At 63.1% G+C, this 17847-nt stretch carries 13 protein-coding genes and 1 pseudogene; 6 read left to right on the top strand and 8 right to left on the bottom strand.

Going from position 1 to position 17847, the window contains the following annotated elements:
* The first annotated feature begins 35 nt into the window (after positions 1-35).
* Entirely contained in the window at positions 36-1097 is a 1062-nt protein-coding gene (locus ACVPT3_RS14190) for a tyrosine-type recombinase/integrase (RefSeq protein WP_492041512.1), read from the top strand.
* A gap of 516 nt (positions 1098-1613) precedes the next feature.
* Here the strand turns inward: ACVPT3_RS14190 and ACVPT3_RS14185 are convergent.
* The 6 genes from ACVPT3_RS14185 to ACVPT3_RS14160 form a co-directional block, all read right to left on the bottom strand.
* Positions 1614-2774: a hypothetical protein gene (locus tag ACVPT3_RS14185; protein ID WP_324814577.1), complete on the bottom strand. Its 1161-nt coding sequence runs from the start codon at positions 2772-2774 to the stop codon at positions 1614-1616.
* A gap of 12 nt (positions 2775-2786) precedes the next feature.
* Entirely contained in the window at positions 2787-3659 is an 873-nt protein-coding gene (locus tag ACVPT3_RS14180) for a hypothetical protein (RefSeq protein WP_492041511.1), read from the bottom strand.
* A gap of 3 nt (positions 3660-3662) precedes the next feature.
* Positions 3663-4832, bottom strand: a complete 1170-nt coding sequence (locus tag ACVPT3_RS14175) for a hypothetical protein (RefSeq protein ID WP_492041510.1) — start codon at positions 4830-4832, stop codon at positions 3663-3665.
* Positions 4810-6129: an ATP-binding protein gene (locus tag ACVPT3_RS14170; RefSeq protein WP_492041509.1), complete on the bottom strand. Its 1320-nt coding sequence runs from the start codon at positions 6127-6129 to the stop codon at positions 4810-4812. The genes ACVPT3_RS14175 and ACVPT3_RS14170 overlap by 23 nt, the downstream gene beginning before the upstream one ends.
* 67 nt (positions 6130-6196) lie before the next feature.
* Positions 6197-8050: an ATP-binding cassette domain-containing protein gene (locus ACVPT3_RS14165; RefSeq protein ID WP_492041508.1), complete on the bottom strand. Its 1854-nt coding sequence runs from the start codon at positions 8048-8050 to the stop codon at positions 6197-6199.
* 381 nt (positions 8051-8431) lie between these two features.
* On the bottom strand, positions 8432-9841 hold the full coding sequence (locus ACVPT3_RS14160; protein ID WP_492041507.1) for a Fic family protein: 1410 nt from the start codon (positions 9839-9841) through the stop codon (positions 8432-8434).
* 387 nt (positions 9842-10228) lie between these two features.
* On the opposite strand from ACVPT3_RS14160, the pseudogene ACVPT3_RS14155 reads away from it, so the two are divergent.
* Positions 10229-10423 (top strand): annotated as a pseudogene (locus ACVPT3_RS14155) (helix-turn-helix domain-containing protein); the annotation flags it as partial.
* A 351-nt stretch (positions 10424-10774) separates the two neighbouring features.
* Positions 10775-12379 carry a hypothetical protein gene (locus ACVPT3_RS14150; RefSeq protein WP_492043855.1) on the top strand — a complete coding sequence of 535 codons (1605 nt, stop codon included), beginning with the start codon at positions 10775-10777 and terminating at the stop codon, positions 12377-12379.
* 343 nt (positions 12380-12722) lie between these two features.
* Here the strand turns inward: ACVPT3_RS14150 and ACVPT3_RS14145 are convergent, their stop codons facing one another.
* Both ACVPT3_RS14145 and ACVPT3_RS14140 read right to left on the bottom strand, forming a co-directional pair.
* Positions 12723-12944 (bottom strand): helix-turn-helix domain-containing protein, encoded by a 222-nt coding sequence (locus ACVPT3_RS14145; RefSeq protein ID WP_492041506.1) that lies wholly within the window; start codon positions 12942-12944, stop codon positions 12723-12725.
* A gap of 97 nt (positions 12945-13041) precedes the next feature.
* Positions 13042-13257 (bottom strand): helix-turn-helix domain-containing protein, encoded by a 216-nt coding sequence (locus ACVPT3_RS14140; RefSeq protein WP_492041505.1) that lies wholly within the window; start codon positions 13255-13257, stop codon positions 13042-13044.
* 102 nt (positions 13258-13359) lie between these two features.
* Between ACVPT3_RS14140 and ACVPT3_RS14135 the strand changes: the two genes are divergently transcribed.
* The 3 genes from ACVPT3_RS14135 to ACVPT3_RS14125 all read left to right on the top strand — a co-directional run bounded on the left by ACVPT3_RS14135 (position 13360) and on the right by ACVPT3_RS14125 (position 17843).
* Entirely contained in the window at positions 13360-13848 is a 489-nt protein-coding gene (locus ACVPT3_RS14135) for an RNA polymerase sigma factor (RefSeq protein ID WP_492041504.1), read from the top strand.
* Complete coding sequence (locus ACVPT3_RS14130; RefSeq protein ID WP_492041503.1) at positions 13848-14834, top strand: FecR family protein; 987 nt, start codon at positions 13848-13850, stop codon at positions 14832-14834. Before ACVPT3_RS14135 ends, ACVPT3_RS14130 begins: the two co-directional genes overlap by 1 nt.
* A gap of 78 nt (positions 14835-14912) precedes the next feature.
* Positions 14913-17843: a TonB-dependent receptor domain-containing protein gene (locus tag ACVPT3_RS14125; protein ID WP_492041502.1), complete on the top strand. Its 2931-nt coding sequence runs from the start codon at positions 14913-14915 to the stop codon at positions 17841-17843.
* Positions 17844-17847: the final 4 nt, after the last annotated feature.

The following is a 17847-nucleotide window of genomic DNA, read 5'->3' as shown; positions in this document are numbered from 1 at the left end:
ACGAATTCTCACTGCACCCTTTTTGCACCCGAAACATGGCCTCCATCCGCAAGCAGAAATCCGGCCGGTGGCGTGTTCAAGTCCGACGCAAAGGTCAGAGTGCGAGCGAGACGTTCGTTCGCCATGAAGATGCGAAAGCTTGGGGCGTCGATGCCGAGCGGCAGATTGATCGAGGCGAGGCGCCCCGCGCGTCCCAAATCGCCCGTCTCTCGACCTTCGGCGATCTCGTTGACCTGCACATTGAAGACATGAAGTCGGTAGGGCGGGCGCCGCGCCGTTCAAAGGCGGCGGTATTGAAGGCGCTTAAGCAGGACCTTGGACGCAAGAAGATCGGGGAGATTGATCGCGAAGAGATCGTGAGGTTCGGTCGGGCTCGAGCCAAGGCCGGCGCCGGACCGATGACCGTGGGCATGGATGTCGGCATGATCAAGCTGGTGCTGAGCCACGCTGCCGCCGTTCACGGGCTCGCTGTGCGCGTGGAGCCAGTTGATCTGGGGCGGCAGGCGTTGGCGCGACTGGGGCTGGTGGGCAAGAGTCGAGAGCGAGATCGCCGACCCTCTGATGAGGAGCTTGTGCGCCTGTTCGCCTGCTTCGACGCAAACGAGCGCCTAACCATCCCCATGACGACGGTCGTTCAGTTCGCGATCGCCACCGCCATGCGGCAGGAGGAAATATTCCGCGTCGTTTGGGATGACTACAATCCACGCACGCGCATGCTGACCATTCGCGACCGCAAGGACCCCCGCAACAAGGACGGCAACGATCAGAGGATCCCGCTGCTGAAGCTGTCCGGCTACGATGCAGTCGCTCTAATTGAGGCGCAGCGCGTCGCCAGGGCCAACAGCGACCCGCGGATATTCCCCTTCAACCCGCGATCCGCTGGCACGGCATTCCGCCGAGCTTGCGTCGAGAAGGGGATCGTCGATCTCCACTTCCACGATATGCGGCACGAGGGGACAAGTCGGCTGTTCGAAGCGGGTTTGCAAATCCACCAAGTCGCGCTGGTGACCGGTCATAAGGATTGGAAAATGCTGAAGCGCTACACCCACCTGCGACCGGAGGCGCTACATGGGCTGGCAGACAATCTTGCAGCCTGAGAGACGCATTTTTTGGATCGAGTTCTCACGCTGGCGCGATCAAACACAGCAAGCAGATCCTCTCGAGATGTTCTCTTGCACTCATCGCGGTTGAGACTCGCCTTGCGCCAGAAGCTGTCATTGGCTCACTGCCCGCAAGCTGACATTCAGCCGGAATGCTTCTTCAGGGTCATCGTCCTCCCTTCTCTGTTGGTTGATCGAATTGAGCGTGGTGCCCCACCCACCGTGGAATTGGCAACGACCATTGGCGTCGGTGCAAGACGGCTCCGGCCCCTCAGGCCTCTCCGCGCTAGAAGTGGACGTTATCTCTCTGCCCGAGAGTGGACCCTCGGCTCGCTGACTTCGCTAGCTCCGCCTCAGACCTTAGTCAGAGTTCGGGGGCAGGGCTCACAGGCCAATCCGGCACAAATATGTTCGTATGCCGTCCACGCCTTGATCCGACCGGCGTCTGACCTCAGCGGCCAGCCCTCCAGGATAAGGCTAACGGGCCGTTTTTTCGAGCGCTCAATAGTCTTATCAGCGGTTGTCGCCGAAGATGCTGTCGACGATGCCGTTGTCGTCCAAATCCTGGATGGTGATCGGGTTCACGCTGGGGTCCAGATCGACGAGCCGCGCTTCCTCGATAGCCTGCTGCATCGAGTTCACGACCTTCCGAGGCGTGCGGAAGGAGATCTGCCCAACCAGTCCGTCGATCGCTTCGGGCGTGAAAGGGAAGGCGCCGGTCTGATCCTCAAGAGTGGCATCGACGCGCCATTCATCCATGATCTTGATGGCAAAACTAGCGGCGGCTGCCTTGTCGAGCACCGCGAACTCGATCTGACGATTGACCCGGCCAAGGACGTACTCGGTCAGGATCATCGGCACGACCTCTTGAACCACGGACATGGCGACCACCAGACCGAAGCAGTTCGGGCAGCCATCATAAATGTGGCGCAGGAGATCGTTGACGTCCAAGACCTCCTTGGAGGGTGCCGCTCGCAGGACATCAACTTCGTCGATCAGCAGATGTACTGATTGCCGAAACCGCATCGTCTCATTTTTGAAGCGCATCTCGTGAACGAACAGATTTACGATGCGCGTAAACGCCGTCATGGCTTGGTAGTCCGAAAGATCCTTGGGCGCGAGGAGCGCCAGGATTTCGGGCTTCCCTTTGCACGCGTAGAGCTTCTTGGCGAAATTATAGAGTTCTACAGACGGCAGTAGCTTCTCGATGACCTCTTCATTGTTGGCGTCAGCGCCAAGAGCGTGCTCGTGAATGTATTGAATGATGCATCGCATCAGAAACTGCTGATAGGCGATGACGTCGTCGGCGAGCGTCGTCTTAGCTAAGAGATCGTCTTTGAACGCGCCCGCGAAGGTCAGCCGCCCGCGATCCTTTTTCAGCGTGGGAATGAGGTAAGCGGCCGACTTCAGGTCCGGGCTATAGTTCCGTAGCCAGTGCGCGGCCCACAGCAGCGCATGAGATTTCCCCGTGCCGAAGTCGCCGTACAACAGCAGGAAGTTGGTATTGCCGACCTGCTCGGCCCGAGACCGCGCGAGAAACCGTTCGAGCAGGCCGCGCTCTTTCTCATAGCCTGCCCAAATGGACAGGCGAGGATCGTCATCGAAGGTGGCGTTCGACCGGAACGGATTGTCCACCAGATTGCATTTCGCATAGAAGGTCGCGTGGTCGATCATCGAAGGCTCCATCTAGGAATGCAAACGGCGGTAGGTGACGATATCGGTGGCTTCGTCCACGAGCCTTAGACAATATTCAAAGGCGTCATCGTAGTCCGGACTTGGCACCTCGTAGCACAGTTCGTCTGTGGTCCCGTGACTGCCTAGTGCGAATGCGGGTTCCAGGAGTTCCGCGGACCCTATAATCGCGATGTTGGCGGCGGAGCTTCCCTCCTCGAGCGCGAGCTCGGGATTGACCTCCATCAGACTGAGGCGCGCATTGATCGACCTATGAAATAGGACATCGATCTTCCGGCTGGCCAATTCTTCGAATTCCCAGAGCTTGTTGTTCTCTGGAGGTCGCGTCACGAGGGTGACCGACCCGTTCCGCCACAACACTCGGTCGATCAACTCACCCACAAGGCCGGTCGGACCCAACAGGGCGCTCGATATGGAGGGCGAGATGAGGATCAAACTGCGGTGTGGGACAAGAGCCCTTTCAGCATAGACCTGAGCCAGCTTTCTCGGATGAACCGAGCCCAAGAAGCGGGTGTTGCCGAGGCGTGAATCGCCGAGATCGATCTCATTATCCGGCGCCTCAACGACCTGGGCCGCCTCGTCCATCTTTTTTGGTGCCTTGAGGTGATCGGAAATCTTATGCTCGCCTGCGCGGTAGGCGTAGACGTCGTTGTCCTTGCGCAAGAAGATCAGCCGATAGGCGCTATTGCCCGTGCTAATGTATCGGATCCAGGCGTCATCCACGCCGTCGTGCCGATGGTCGTCATCCATGATGGGTAGAAAGTCGCCCTTCCGATCCACCAGCTTCTTCAGAGCGCGCTTGGCGAACCCCGGCTCAGGATGAGCGATCAGATCAGCCAAGAATTCGCGGCAGATGAACATAGCCATGGATTAGCGAAGCGCGATCGCGAGTTCAGCCTCTCTGGACCGCCGCGCGGTCAACCGAGGGCTGTCGGCCTCCATCTCCCGGTCAAACACCGCCGGCAGAGGCAGCGGCGCTTGGCCCAGGCTTCTGGCGATCTCCAACCGGTACAACACCCGCCCTAGCATCTGATTACGAACCATCCGTTTCGACTGATTGATCGACCAATACAGAGAGAACCAACGCTCGACGTCGCGGATCGCTTGCTCATGCACGCCCGGCCCCCAGGGCACGGGCTCGCCGATCAAGCCTAGCCCCCTCGCAATCACTACCATGAACGACCAGGAATCCAACCTGGGATAGTAATTTCCTGATCCGATCCCGGTCGCATCGACCTCATGGTCCAGAGGCCACATCGCGATGCACGAGGGTCCGCCGAAGCCGGCGTCGCTGACAGCGTCCAACAGCTGGCGTCCCTGGTTCGTCGGGTTGCCCGCCACATCCGCGAGTCCCAGGGCGAGCGCCCAGGCGCGACGGGTGACAAGTGTCTTCCTGAGGTAGTCGGCACTGAGCTGAATGGCCGGACGAGAGACTGGCCCAGACAGCGGCCCCTGACCGAGTGGCGCGCCCACGGGCGGCAGTCCAAGACCGCGGCCCTGACCGCCGCGGCTGCCGCTGTTGTTGGACTGAAGCTCGATGTTCACGGCCTTGTAGAACCTCTTGCGTAGGTCCGCTGTGGCGAAGCGGTCCTCGAGGACGCTCCACTTGTGCTCGATCATCCGTTCGATGCTTTGCCGAAATCCCTCTTCGTCAAAGCCGGACGCCAAGGCGTTCAAAAAGATGTCGCCATCGGCCGAAATGATCGCGTGGGTGAGGTAGAAGGCGGAAGCGTACTCGTAATCGATAGCGTCCCTATCGCGCCAAGCCACCCCGAGCGCATCGCCGACTTCAAGGACCGCGACCTCTCCATTCTTCACCGAGACGACGCCGAGGCTTCGCAGGACGTCGAGCACATTGAGAGTCTTGAGGTGCCAGTCCTTTTGAACGAGGCGAACGACGTCGCCGTAACCGAAGACCTCGGCCTCGCCATAAGCTACGCCGAAGGCTCTAACGCGATCGAGCAAGAACTCCAGCCCGACCGAATAGCCGATCTTGCGTATGAAGGGCGTAAAGTCGCTAGAGGGGGCTGTAGCCAGCATGGGCTGTGATCCTTGGACGCATTTGGAGCAAAACCACGCGGCTCGTGCCTTGATCGCCAATGAAGCACTGACCGGCGTCGAGTAACCGCACCATGTCCCCGAAATCTGTGAGCTTGGTGGCGCTGACCCGCATGCCAGAAAGCGTCTTAGTCGGGATGCGACTGATGGAGGCCGCGATGTCGCTGGAGAAACTGAGTCTGTGGGCCAGCGAGATGTTGACTTGGCTGAGGACACGATCGTCTACAGCCGAGGGCTGTTGGGTCGCCAGAACCAGCGACAAACCGGCGTCTCGCCCGCGCTTCACATATTCAACCAGCGCCGCCCGCCCCGGCGACGAGCCCTGGCTCGGGCAGACCACATGGGCCTCATCGATGAGAAGCCACACGCGGCTCGGGAATTTCTCAGCCTGCTCTCCGGTCGAGAAGAACTCATCCACCCGCCGCTTTTGATGATAGCGCCCCATGGTCGTGAACAGCTGGCGCGCGAGGATGGCGGTCACCAGCGCCTTGTCCTCATCCCTTAGCTCTCTGAGCATGAAGACATTGCAACGCCCTCCGACTAGAAGGGCTGAGATGTCGAGCCCATCCTTCGAAAACAGGCCGGTCCGCTGATAGTCTTCGAGCCGATACTGAAGGACTTTCCTTGACCCCTCCGCGACGCCCGGCCAGTTGGCGGCCGAAGCGATGTAGGTGATCATCTCCTCGACCGAATAGTCCGAGCCGGCGAACCGCTCGAGCGTCTTGGCGAGGATATGGCCCTGCGGGCCATAGATCTCCTGGCCGAGGAGGCTGCACCACTCCTCATGAAGGACATCCTTCGGGCGGATCTGCAGCGGCTCTTCATCACCGAGGAACCGGGTGGCTCCGGGCGGAATGAAGAACTTCACGTCAGCGAGCTCAGACGGGGAGAGATTCCATTCATCTAAGGTCGCCTTTTGAGCGGCATGGATGGGCAGGTCGTCTTTCGGCGAAAAGCGTAGGGTCCAGAACTGGCTCTGGGTATCAATCAGAAATGAGGCGATCGGCGTGACGTCTCGCTGCACGGGCGAGGCGGTCTTCAGCTTGGATAGGCCCTCGATTAGGATGCCGAGATCGACGCTCTTTCCGCTGCCCCGCGTGCCGGTGATGTAGACGACATGCGGAAAACTGGTGTCGAGCCAAGCGTCGGATCCGAGATAGTTGGTCCCTGTCCCGGACTCGAGCACCTTCCCGAGGTAGAGGAGATCGCTGGCCTCGGCGTTGACGGTCTGGCGTCCGAAGATGATGTTGCGCCCCTTGGACACATAGGTCTGCTTCACCAGGGGATCGAGCGTGACGTAGGGGCTTGTGTCGATCGTCCGCCCGAATGTCTCTGAAATCTTAGTGCTAAACGGCATCCAGCTGCTCCCGCCATGTCCTGCGGGTTCCACTGCCGCTGGTCGACAGATGGATCACTTGGGACGGTTTCAACGCCTTGAGAAAATGACCGTGGTTTGCGGCCGCCACAATGGCGATCCGGCCTTCCTTCTTGACCGCTTCATGCAGGCGCTGGGCGACAATCCGCGCCGAGATGGGGTCAAGGTCAGAGCAGAACTCGTCGATTAGCCAGACCGGATCGTCCTGCAGCATGAGGTTCGCCAGCATGGCGCGGTAGCGCTGTCCCCGGCTCAGCATCCAATAGGGTTTCAAGAACAACAAGGCCTCGCTCAGACCCACTCTCGCCAGGGCGTGGAAAGTGCGCTCCGGCCCAAAGCGCTCGGCCAAGACTTCGAAGATCGGCAGATCTTCCGGGAGGGGACGCAACCATCCCACGCGGTAATCCGTCGGTGATACCTCTCCCGTCACCTTGGCGGTGTCCTGCCGCCAGGAGGGGTCGAGCGCGCTCAGCAGCATGCTCTTGCCGCAGCCGCTGGCGCCGGCGACGAAGGTGACGGAGCCTGGCGCGGCGCTGAAATCGATTGGGCCGATGAGCTTGAGGGACACAGTGTCATCGACGATGCCGAAGCCGTCCATGATCATTCGGGTCTGGGGGGTGATGGGAACCTGATAGTTCGACCAGACCTCAAGCGCCCGCACCTGCAGATCGACGCGAGCCACATCGCGTTTAGATCGAGCCCGGTCCGGGAGGTCGACGCGCGCCTTCTTCACATAGGCGTTGGAATAGTCGTCGAGGCCGATCATGTAATAGGGGATCGGCGAACGCACGATCGGCCTGAGCGCCAGCCATTCCGACACGTCCATGCTGGCCCAGGAATCATCGGACTTCACCACATCACCGATCTTGGCGATGAGGGAAACCGTATCCTCGCCCGACGCCTCCCGATATTTGTTGAAAAGACCGTGGTACTTCCGCTGCAGGCTCATAATGCCAGAGACACCGGACGCGCCGTTCTCCATGCTGGTGAGATCTTTGGCCAGCCGCGCGCGATTGCCTTCGGTCTCGCCAAGGTAGGTGAACCCTGAAGAGGATACGAAATCGATGTGCTTCAGCATCTCCGCAGAGATCTCGAGGAACAGACATTTCTGACCGGCGATGTGCCAGCGGTCCCGCGCAAAGCGGATCGCATTTCGAACGAGCGGACCGGCCAGGGCAGCGCCCCTGTACTCGGGATGCACCACGACGCGCGCGATCCGCGCGATGCGGTTGACGAGCGACTGCCCGCCTTTTCTCCAGGTCTCCCAGGAGACGTCCAAAGTAGGGTGGTCAAACTGGCTGGAGAAGGCGCGGTGCCGCGGCTTGGCCATCATCAACGGCATCTGCAGCTCGATATAGCCAACGGTTCGCCAGTCGGATCCGAGCCTCAACTGCAGCACCAGAACCGCGCGCCGGCCGCCGAGCCCCTTCTTCTCCTTCGGCGCTCCAGGACCGCCGGAGAGGTTCGTGCCACGGTAATGGAAGCTCTCTAGGTAGGCGAAATCGGCCATCTCCGCAGCGGTCGTGATCTCAGAGATGCGCGCCTCAACCTTGTCGCCGGCGAAATCGATCGTTTCAACGGTCTCGAAAGCGGGCGTCAGCACAATTTTCGCGCCGCTCTCGACCCGGCAGGCGATCAGTCGCTCAACGCCCTGTCTCATCTCAATGACGTCGCCCGGGCCGACCATGGCAAACCGATGCAGGTCGAGCTGAACGGTCGAGCCATCCCGCGCTGTTAGCGACACGCGCTTGATTGCGCCGCGCGGCGTCGTCGACCGAACCACGAAGCCTGGCGTCCTGTCTTCCCACATTACTGGTTTGGTCAACTGACCGTCTGCCACGTCTTACACACCGTTGTTAGATCAAGGCGCCGCCAAGAGAGACAGGCGTTCAACCGAAAAGCCGACTCGTCGACTCTCCTCGGTCCCAGACCGCGCCCCTGCATTGGACTGTAGGAGACGGCCAAGCAAGTCGCCCACCTGTGAACGTCGCGGGTGCAATCGTTCGGTCGAGCCTCGCGCCGTAGTCGCGATCCTCGATGGCGACAAGAGCCAAACTTGTGAAGGGAGTGTCGGTGTCGTCCATGAGGGACTTGCACAACGGTTGCTATGAGCCAGATGTGGGACGACCCTCTCTACCCTCACGGACGTCTGGCCTTAGCCGCCAAGCAGAACTCCCGTGAGTCTGCAACGAGTCACAAGCGGCTGTTACGGCGACTCCGCCGAGCTTTCCGGGACCTCCACCAACGGGGGCGGAATATCGACTAGGAGGTCCTGGAAGATTCCCTCGATCGCTCCTGCCTCGTCGTCGGTGAGAGCGGCGAACTCGTTTCCGCGCGCCCGCTGGGAAAAGCGGCCGGCGTTCTGACTCAAGAAGCCCATCATCAAATCGAAGCGTGCATCCGGCATTTGGATGAAGGCGTCGATCCTCGCGCGCGCCTGATCATAACGACGCAGATAGTCGATCTCGCGAGGCAGAGTGTCGCGAATGGTCTCGACGACGGATGCAGCCAGGAACTCGGCTTGGTCCGTCGCGTCGAAGAAGCGGAAATTATCCAGCGTGGCGTTTCGGACCTCGACGTTCATCTTGGGCGTCGTGACCCACTCCGTCAGAGGCAGACGAGGTCGGGAGTAGGACTCCAGCGCCCTCTTGTAGTCTTCTAAGCGCTCGAGGAAGACGGCCGAGACGGGGAAGACGACGCCGGGCGGGTTGAAACCGCGCCGACCCAGAACATGATGTACCAGCCAGCGGTGGATCCGGCCGTTTCCGTCCTCGAAGGGGTGTATGAAGACGAAACCGAAGGCCACTGCGGCTGCGGCCACGACGGGATCCAGCGGTCCCTCGGCCTGCTCGCTCCGTTCGGCGAAGGCGATCACGCCATTCACCAGACGCTGGATGTCGTCCGCGCGAGAACTGATGTGATCGGGAAGCGGCGCGTGGTCGCGCCGATCACGGCCGCCTACGAAACCGCCCTCGATCCGCCATCCCATGCGCGTGAACCGGGGGTCGTCAATCACCAGCCGCTGCAGGCGCAGGAGTTGATCCGCGGTCAGCGGCGCCTGACCCGCCTCGCCGATGGCTTGGCCCCAACGCTGGATGCGCGTCTGGGGCGGCCGTTCGCCTTCGATGACATAGGACGCCTTGGAGTCTTCCAATAGGAGGAAGGCCGCCGCGCGCGCCATCAAGTCGGGAGCGGTGCGACGCACGACCCCGCGAGCCTCCTCGGCGAGTTGGCCTCCCAGGAACGCCTGCAGTTGTTCGGTCCGTCGGACGAGCGGACAGAAGTCCGGGGTTCCGGGAAGGTTGTTGCGGACGCGATGGCGCGAGCTCGTCTCGCCCCTGACCGCATAGTAGCGCTCGGGATCGAGCACATCCGCATAGGCACCACGCGTCGCGTCGGGGAGATCCAGGCGTTGACCCCTCAGCCATTCCCAGAGGAACCAGGTTCTGCGCGCATACTGTCCCGTCGGCTGATCTTCGACCCAGGCCGCGATCACCTGCGGCGGCAGAACAGCGAAGAGGGCGTTGAGGAGGGCCAGATCGACCCCCTCGTACCGCAGCGCGAACTCGATATGATCGAGGACCGTGTCTCCGGGCCAGTACCGGAGCGTCTGCACGCGCCAGCCAGGTTCCTCGCGATAGGAATGGCGATCACCCACAGCCACGAGCACGGCCGGACGCGGAGCCGCCAAGCCGAACGCAGACGCGAGGGCGGAATAGCCGGCGGCGCGGCTATTGGGCGGAGGTTGATCCCAAAGAGCAGGGACACCCAGCTGAAAGGGCGGAAGATTCATCTGATTATCGCGTTAGAGGCCTGAAATCGGTTTCTAGATCATTGGTCAATCTGAAAAGCACTATCCACCCATCGTTCTGAAAAACGATGTGGCGGCCTGATTAAATACAAAACTCTCACTGAAGGCCTGAAGCGCGATAACGAACGCATACGCCTTGCTCTAGGAACAGCATTATGCGATTGTCTTGGAATATATACAAGGCCCATTCGCATGAAGTTTGCATCTAACAACGCCGAGGTCGGCGCCTTCCTGGCGAAGATCAGGGATCGGGCCAGGATCACTCAAGGCGCGATCGCAACGGGCCTGGGCATCAGTCAGCCCCATGTCTCACGCCTAGAGGCCGGCGGAGACGGCTTCACACTTGCGGATCATCTCGCCTACCTCGCGCTGATCCCGACGACGGAGGCCGAACGCGCGACGGAACTGCTGAAGACGACCTGGGTCCATATCTCGGCCCCGCCGTTCACCCACCCGGATATCGAGTCCCTCCTTCAGGCCGAGGCGGCGCTGAAGCGTCTGGCGGGTTTCCTCGCCCAGGACGACACCCCCCAAGCCGTCGCGGGTCAGGCCGAACTCCTGGCCCGGCGCATCCTAGGCTTCGGCGAGTTCTTGCGGAACCTTCGCCACGCCATCACCTGGGTCGGAGACATCGGCGTCGGAAAGACGACCGCCGCCTGCCGACAGGCAGGCTTAGTGGTGGAGCCTGACAAGCCCGAAGACCTGAAGGGGGTCCTATTGGACACCGGCGGAGGTCGCGTGACCCTGTGCGAGGTCTCGGTTGAAGCAGCGTCCACCTACGCGATCGCGGTCGATCCGCTTCCTGATGAGGAGATTTATCGCATCGTCGCCGACTTCGGCCGAGCCCTCTGGACGTTGAAGGACCAAGCGGCGGACACGACCACGGCCGTCGATTTTCGGCCCGCCGACGAAATCGAACGCGCCCTGCGCAACATGATCGGCCTCGCCCGGCCACCGCGACGGAAAGGCGTCCTAGGCTCTGCTCCGGATCCAGCGCTGGAGCTCATGAAGACCTTTGACAGCGCCGAGGAGTTCAAAGCCGAACTCGCCGCCAAATTGACCCTGTGGAGGCGGACGGCGCGACAGGCGACCTTCGACGGCGGAAACGACGCCGCTGGGCGCCTCTGGCTCAAGGACACCTTCTCCGCAATCAACAACGGTCGCCATTCGGACTTTTCCCTCCCTGCCAGGATCACCGTCAGCGTCCCCTTCCCGGTTTTTCGCGGCGCGCCGTTCGACATCGACATGATCGATACCCGCGGCGTAGACGGCTCCGCCGTCAGACCCGACATCGTCGCCCGGCTGCGAGACCGCCGCACGGTGACGGTCCTTTGTTCGCGCTTCAACAGCGCACCGGACGCCAGCCTTCAGAAGCTGCTTGAACACCTGGTGGAAACCGAGGTGGACCCTGGGCTGCGCAGCCGGATCCTGGTCCTCGTTCTCGCGCGGGCAGGAGAGGCCTTGGCCATGCGCGACGATAGCGGCCAGTCGGCCGAAGACGTCGAGGATGGCTACGACATCAAGCGCACCCAAGTGCATGATGCTCTGTCGCGGATCGGCGCCGCCGGCGCCGACGTCGAGTTCTTCGACTCGGCGGTCGATGACGCCAACGCTCTGACCCTCACGCTGGCTGCGAAGGTCTCGTCGCTGCGCGCAGCACAGGCAGAGGCGCTGTCGTCGGCAATCCTCGCTGTCGACTCCATGCTTGAGAACGTCGCCAAGGCGCAAAACCTTGCCGTGCTGGACGCGGTCAACAAGGACCTTCAGATCTACGCGGGAAGCCATGCGGAACTTCCAGGCCCGGCCTACGGCGTCCAGCGCCGGCTTATTGCAGCCCTGCGCACCTATCACCCGCGTCAGGTCTGGGCGGCCACGCGTCGCCAAGGCTCCTACTGGAACTTCGACGTCTATCAGCACCTCGGGGCGGGTGCGGCGGCCGAAGCGAAACGCCGAAGCCAGAGAGCGGTGACTGGCCTGCAGGCCATTTTGAAAAACCGACAAGACAATCCCGAGATGGCGAATGCGCACGCCTTCATCGGCCAGCTCCTGGATGACCTCGAACGATGGGAGGCCGACTTCGTCGAAGCCGCTCGGCACCACGCCGTCAGCATCTACCGGCCTCGCCTCAAAGCGGCGGACGAACTGTGGGACGAAGTTGAGGCGAAATACGGAACCGGCCTGCCCGATTACCGGGGGGAAGTCGCCGGCGAGGTTGAAGCCTGGTTCCTGGGCGAGGATGCTCTCGCCGAAAAACTCGAACGTCGGACGCAGCGCGCCTGGCGTCAGACCTTCCTCAAGCCCCTGCGCAAGGCAGCCGGCCAGATCCTCGCCGAGGATGGCTGACGGGGCAGGACGATCGGCTCTCTGAAGCGCCAGGACAGCGAGCAGACGGCGAGGAGCCCAGCCGCGCGGGCTAAAGGCGTGACCATCGGATTGAATAGTCCGTCCGTGCAGCGTCGAGACCGAGTGATAGTGTAACTTCAAGTCTGAAGGGATTGCCGGCGTCATGTCCTATCTTGCAGCGGCAAAAGGCGACGCACGACGCTGGGTCGCCGGGGGGGCAGGAGCAGCCTCTGTCGATAATAGACCGCTTCGAACTTGGCGCCCTCATCGAAGCGCCTCAGGATCCTACGATCCAGTTCGTCCAGGTCATCGGCGCCTAGCCTTCTTGCGGCACCGCATCCGATCACGCCGAGCGCTGCGGCTTATTTAGAAGGTCTATCGGATTTTGACCGAGGGTCTTTGCAATCCGCTCCACAACATTGAGCGTTGGGTTGCGTCGGCCACGCTCCAGTTCACCAACGTAGCTGTAAGCTAAACCGACGTCGTGGGCCAACGCCTCTAAGGTCATGCCCTTTGCGCGTCTGGCCTTCCTGACATTTTCGCCAAAAGTGGAAGCTAGGCCCATCAGCCTAGCGCGCCAATCTCGGCAAATTGAGCCAGTTACGATAGTAACTAAAGCTGAGCGGGTTTGTTATCTTCGGAGGCTGAACTGAATGCTGGCTCTATCGATCCGGCGGTCTGAGAAGCAAATGCGGGACCGTGCCTAAAGCCAGGGCCAAGGCTTCTACGACAGCTAGAGTCGGGTTGCGCCGACCACGCTCAAGCTCCCCGACGTAGCTGTAGGACAAGCCAGCGGCGTCCGACAGCGTCTCGATAGTGAGGCCCCGTTCCTGTCGCACAAGCCGGACATTCCGCCCGAAAATCTGCCGCAGATCCATTGATCCAGCGGCAGCGAAACACCCCAATTGAACCAGTCACTATAGTAACCAATCGGCTTGCCTGATAAGTTCTTTCTGGTGTCGTGGACTGGAGACAATCTTGTGACATTTGGATTTGAACGTCTTGGTGAGGGCGAGAGGAATGGCCTTTCGCGGCTGTATGCTCAGCACGCCGCCTGGCTCGCCCGTCGCCTGCGCGCCTTCGGGGTCGAAGCCGCCGACGACGTCGTCCAGGAAACCTATCTCCGCATCGCGCCCTATCAGGCCCGCGGCGAGATACGGCACCCCAAGTCGCTGCTGCTTCGCATCGCCTCGAGCCTCGTGGCCGAAGAGGGGCGGCGCGCCCAGCGCCACAGCCGTCACGCCTCGGAATGGTCCGGCTGGGTGGACGCGCCGACGCAGACGGAGGCCCTCCTTCTGAAGCAGCTGGTGCTCCAGCTCCCGCAGCCCGAGCGAGACATTTTCCTGTTCAGCCGGTTCGAAGGCTTGACCAATGAGCAGATCGCTGGGCGACTAGAGGTCTCGGTGAAGACCGTCGAACGCCGCATGACGCGGGCTTTGAAGCAGATCGACGCTCAACTCCGGCGCTAATGCAGGGTTTCGCCATGGGCGTTCGCCAGACGACACAGACCGCGGCCGACCGCGAGGCCGCCGCTTGGCATGCCCGCCTGGGCACGCGCACCATCTCGCTGGACACCGTGCAGGCGTTCCATACCTGGCGTGAGGCCCCTGCGAACGATGCGGCCTATCGTCGGATCGAGAAACACTGGGACGATGCGAACACGCTCGCCGCCGACCCCGACATCCTGGCCGCGCTCCAGGCGGCGCAGCAGCGCGGCCCCAAACGCCGCCGTCGACGGCGCGTCGTCCAGGCGGCGATCGCCGTCGGCGCGACCTGCGTTCTGGCGCTGGGCGGGGTCTTCCTCTGGCAGGGCCGGGGCGTCTATGCGACGGGCGTTGGCGAGACGCGCGTGGTCGAACTAGCGGACGGCTCGACGGTCCGGCTGGACACAGGCTCCAAGGTTCGGGTGCGGCTGTCCGGTGATCAGCGAAGGGTCGAGCTCGAATCCGGTCAGGCCCTTTTCGAAGTGGCGCACGATCCCGCCCGTCCGTTCGTTGTGTTCACCGACGACGCCGCCGTTACGGCGGTCGGCACGGTGTTCGAAGTGCGCCGCATCGGGGCGGCGACCCGCGTGGTCCTCGTCGAGGGGGTTGTCGACGTGGCCCGTCAGAACGGTCCTGCCAAGGCGCCTCAACGGATGACGCCGAACCAGGAGGCGACGGTGTCGCGCGACGCGACCCGTTTGGAGCCGGTGAACGCCAAGGCTTCGACGAGTTGGACGGAAGGCAAGCTGACGTTCCAGGATACGCCTCTGAAGGAGGCCGTGGCCGAGGTGAACCGGTATCTCGATCAGCCCATCGTATTGGATGCGCCGTCTGCGGCGGCGACGCCCGTGAACGGCGTCTTCCGCAGTGGGGACCGGGCGGCCTTCGTCGCCGCCACCGCCGATCTCCTCGATCTGCGGGTGTCAGAGGGGGCGGATGGCCGCGTCCATCTGATCGGTCCACGGAGATAATGTCATCTTGGGTGAGGGTTCGACCTCTCCCCAACCGTCTCTGACCCGACGCGCTTCTGCGTCGCCGGGGCAAGACCAATGACCACCTACCGACACGCACTGTTCGGCGCCGTTTCCATCCTGGCGATCACCACGACCGCCCAGGCGCAGAGCCGGGCGCCGCTGATCGACTTCGACATTCCCGCCGGGCCGCTCGGGACGGCCCTCAACGCCTACGCCGATCAGGCCGACCGCCAATTGATGTTCACGTCCGAACAGGTCGCCGGCCTGAGGACGGCGGGTGTTTCGGGCCGGCTGTCGGCCGACGCGGCCCTCGAGCGTCTGCTGGCTAACACCGGCCTGGTCGTCAGCTCGTCTCAGCCCGGCGTCTATGTGCTGCAGCGTCACCAGGGCGTCGCCGCAGCGGCCCAGGTCGACGACATCATCGTCACCGGGACCCTGTTGCGGGGACCCGGCGCCACCCCATCGCCCGTTACGGTGATCCGCCGCGACGACCTCGACCGAACGGGCCGGGCGACCGTGGCCGAGGCGCTCGCGGCCCTGCCGCAGAACTATGCGGGCAGCGCCACGTCGGCGGCCGCCCTGGTCGGCACGGACCCGATGCAGAGCAACTCGGGGCTCGCCACCGGCGTGAACCTGCGCGGGCTCGGGGCGGACTCGACCCTGGTCCTGGTCAACGGCCGCCGTATGGCCGGCGCCGGGGGGCGTGGCGATTTCGCGGATGTCTCGGGCATTCCGACCGCGGCTGTGGACCGTGTAGACGTGCTGCTCGACGGCGCCTCGGCCCTTTATGGCAGCGACGCGGTCGGCGGCGTCGTCAACATCATCCTGCGCCGCGACTTCGAGGGCCAGGAGAGCCGTCTGAGGCTGGGGGCGGCCGAGGGCGGCGCGGAATCGATCATCGCCGCCCATACGCTCGGACGTCGGTGGTCGAGCGGTCAGGCGCTCGTCTCCTATGAGTACGAGCATCAGAACGCCCTGTCTCGGACGGACCGGCCTTATTCGGCGACGGGCGACCTTCGTCCGTTCGGCGGCACGGACCATCGGTCGATCTATGCGGCGCCCGGCAATATCGTCGAACTCTCGGGCGGCAGCTATGTCTCGCGCTTCGCTATACGCCCAGGCGCGGACGGCCAGGCGGACTCGCCGGGCGAGTTCGCGGCGGGCGAGCAGAATTACGGCGACACGGCCATCGGCGGCGTGCTGGCCCCGCAGCAAGAGCGTCACACCGTCTATCTCTATGGTCGCCAGGCGCTCGGGACGGCGGTCGAACTGTCAGGCGATCTTCGACTGAGCCGACGGGATTATCGGACCCAGAGCCTGATCCCGACGACGATCGCCACGGTCACCACCGCCAATCCCTTCTTCTATTCGCCGACCGGCGCCGCCTCGCATCAGGTCGCCTATTCGTTCACCGACGACTTCGGCCGGACGGAACGGACGGGCGAGGTCGAAAGCCTCGGCGCCAGCCTGGGCGCCCTGATCAATCTGCCGGCGGCGTGGGAGGCTGAGACCTTCCTCACCTATGGGCGTGAGAAGACCCGCGACGGTCAGGTCGGCATGCTGCAGTCGACCTATTTTCAGGAGGCGCTGGGCAACACCGCCGACAATCCCGCGACCGCCTATTCGGCGGCGACCGACGGCTATTTCAACCTGTTCGGAACGGAGGGGGGCAACAAGGCCGCCGTCGTGGATTTCGTGTCGAGTGGTTATGCGGTCTACGAGGATGAGAGCGAGGTGGCCTCGGCCAATCTCATCGTCCAAGGTCCTGTGGCGCAACTGCCGGGCGGGACGGCGCGGCTGGCGATCGGCGCCCAGTTCCGCACCGAGGCGCTCGAGAACAGCGGCGAGACCTTCGTCTCCGGCCTGACGCCGACCTTCAGTCAATCGCCCCGCAAGGCGCGAGAGGTCTCGGCCGCCTTCGCCGAGGTCCGCCTGCCCCTATTCGGCCCGGCCAATGCCCGGCCGGGGCTTCAGCGGCTGGAGCTGTCGGCGGCCGGCCGGGTCGAGCACTATGACGACATCGGATCGACCGCCAATCCCAGGGTCGGCCTCCTGTGGAGTCCGGTGCAGGACCTCAATCTGCGGACCAACTGGGGCACCTCGTTTCGGGCGCCGGCCATGACCGAGCTGGCGGAGCGTCGCTATATTTCCGCGACCTATGTCTCGGATGGGACCGAACGGCTGGTCGCGGTCTTCGAGGCCGGCGGCAATCCCGACCTCAAGCCGGAGGAGGCCGAGACGCTCACCGTCGGGTTCGACTATGCGCCGGACGATCGGCCCTATCGGATCAGCGCCACCTGGTTCGACATCCGGTTTTCGGATCAGATCGCCCGGCCCGCGCTCGACAATCTCAGCCAGGTTCTGCTCGACCCGGCGCTGGCGCCGTTCGTGCGCCGGGTGGACCCGAACTCGGCGGAAGACCGCGCCGCGGTCGAGGCGCTCATCACCAGCCCGGACTTCCTGCTGCCCGGGGTTCTGCCGGTTGAGGCCTATGGCGTGATCGTCGACGGCCGCTGGCTCAACGCCGCCGAGGTGCATGTTCGCGGCGTCGACGGCTCCATCGCCTATGACCTCGATCTCGGCGCCGCCGGCGCCCTGACGCTGGAGGCGACGGGGTCCTACATGGATCACTATCAGCGCAAGATCACCCCGACCGCGCCGCAAGAAGATCTGGTCGACACCCTGGGCTTTCCCGTCGACGTCCGCGGCACGGCCGCCGCCGTGTGGCGGCGCGACGACGTCGATGTCCGTGTCGCCGTCAATCGGGTGTCCGGCTATCGCGACTTCGCCGGCGCACGCATCGCGCCCTGGACGACGGCGGACGTCCAGTTCGGCTGGCGGCCGTCCGGACCCTGGGGGCAGGGGGTGTCTCTGGTCGCCTCGGTCCGCAATCTGACGGACGAGGATCCCCCCTTCTACGATGGGGCCAACGGGGCGGGTTTTGATGCGGGACAGGCCGATCCGTTCGGCCGGCAGGTTTCGCTGCAACTGACCAAGCGCTGGTGATCGT

The organism is Brevundimonas sp. FV1ps31S (assembly GCF_058681265.1).
Note: the sequence above shows the minus strand (reverse complement) of the source record. Positions and strands in the feature narration are given on the sequence as shown.

Bases quoted from the DNA above. Each gene is read 5' to 3' on its own strand.
- ACVPT3_RS14190 (WP_492041512.1), top strand. From the start codon at position 36: ATGGCCTCCATCCGCAAGCAGAAATCCGGCCGGTGGCGTGTTCAAGTC.
- ACVPT3_RS14185 (WP_324814577.1), bottom strand. From the start codon at position 2,774: ATGATCGACCACGCGACCTTCTATGCGAAATGCAATCTGGTGGACAAT.
- ACVPT3_RS14180 (WP_492041511.1), bottom strand. From the start codon at position 3,659: ATGGCTATGTTCATCTGCCGCGAATTCTTGGCTGATCTGATCGCTCAT.
- ACVPT3_RS14175 (WP_492041510.1), bottom strand. From the start codon at position 4,832: ATGCTGGCTACAGCCCCCTCTAGCGACTTTACGCCCTTCATACGCAAG.
- ACVPT3_RS14145 (WP_492041506.1), bottom strand. From the start codon at position 12,944: ATGGGCCTAGCTTCCACTTTTGGCGAAAATGTCAGGAAGGCCAGACGC.
- ACVPT3_RS14140 (WP_492041505.1), bottom strand. From the start codon at position 13,257: ATGGATCTGCGGCAGATTTTCGGGCGGAATGTCCGGCTTGTGCGACAG.
- ACVPT3_RS14130 (WP_492041503.1), top strand. From the start codon at position 13,848: ATGCAGGGTTTCGCCATGGGCGTTCGCCAGACGACACAGACCGCGGCC.
- ACVPT3_RS14125 (WP_492041502.1), top strand. From the start codon at position 14,913: ATGACCACCTACCGACACGCACTGTTCGGCGCCGTTTCCATCCTGGCG.